Below are 1,188 nucleotides of genomic sequence, written 5' to 3' on the forward strand. Positions count from 1 at the left end.
TCGGCAGTCTTCGTCCAGCATCTGGCCGGAAAAGCATGAAGCGGGCGATAAGCTCTGCATCAATCCGGTCTGTCTTCGCGCGTGTGCCTCGGGAGCGCCCGGTTTCGCTCTATGCCTTGACGGTAGCACGCTCGGGTGAACGGAAATCAGCTTGCGACGCGCCCCTGCTGGCCGTGCTGCGCGAACACGAAAAGGAACAAGCCAAGGCCCGACGCGACGAACTGGCAAGCTGGGAAAACGCCTTCGCGCTCTGGAAAGGCGAACGCGACCGCATCCTGACCGAAGCGAAAAAGGGCAAGGGCGAAAAGAAGGTGGCCGTACAAGCGGACCTAGACGCGCTCGGAGAGGAACCCGCCGCGCCCCCCAGCGCTGACCGCACCGTGACCGAACCGACCTTCGAGGGGCTGACCCGGCTTTTCGCTCATGGGCAACCGTCGCTCGGGCTTTTCAGCGACGAAGGTGGACAGTTTCTTGCCGGGCACGCGATGGGTAGCGACCATAAGCAAAAAACCCTGACCGCACTCAACAAATTGTGGCAGGGCGACCCGATACAGCGCACGCGCTCGGGCGATGGGCACTTGACCCTATACGGAAAACGCCTTGCCGTGCATTTGATGGTGCAGCCCGGCATCGCCCGAACCTTCATGGCTGACCCTTTGGCGGTGGATTCCGGCTTTCTGCCCCGCTTCCTTTTGTGTGAACCGCCCAGCACTATCGGAACCCGGATGCAGGCCAACGCCCGGCGCGATGAAATGGCGCTTTCCGGCTTCGCGGGCAGGCTGCGCGACATTCTCGACGCACCCCTGCCAATGGACCCGGAAACACGCGAGCTGGAACCGCGAACGCTGGCACTTGCCCCTGATGCTCGGGCGCTGCTGGTGGCGTTTGCAGACGCCATAGAGGCCGCGCAAGCCCCCGGTGGCGGCCTTGCGCATATTACCGGCACGGCATCGAAAGCGGCAGAACAGGCGGCGCGCATCGCTGGCGTGCTGACGCTCTGGCGCGACCTCGACGCCCTACAGGTGCAGGCGGGCGACATGGCCGACGCAATCGACCTGGCGCAATTCTACCTTTCCGAGGCTTCGAGGCTGGCATGCGCGTTCCGGGGACATCCGATCACCGGTTCCGATAACATCCGATCAGTGATTCCGATTTAATCCGATCACCTGTTCCGGGGCATCCGATCAC

The 1,188-nt window shown here is 63.1% G+C and carries 1 protein-coding gene; it reads left to right on the top strand.

Annotated elements, in window-relative coordinates; all coding sequences use genetic code 11:
• Window positions 1-1,157: YfjI family protein (locus tag V8324_RS21930; protein ID WP_336422003.1), on the top strand; the 1,157-nt coding region annotated here is incomplete at its 5' end.
• Between the last annotated feature and the right edge of the window lie 31 nt (window positions 1,158-1,188).

Source organism: Roseovarius sp. D22-M7, assembly GCF_037083785.1.
Classification (GTDB): domain Bacteria; phylum Pseudomonadota; class Alphaproteobacteria; order Rhodobacterales; family Rhodobacteraceae; genus Roseovarius.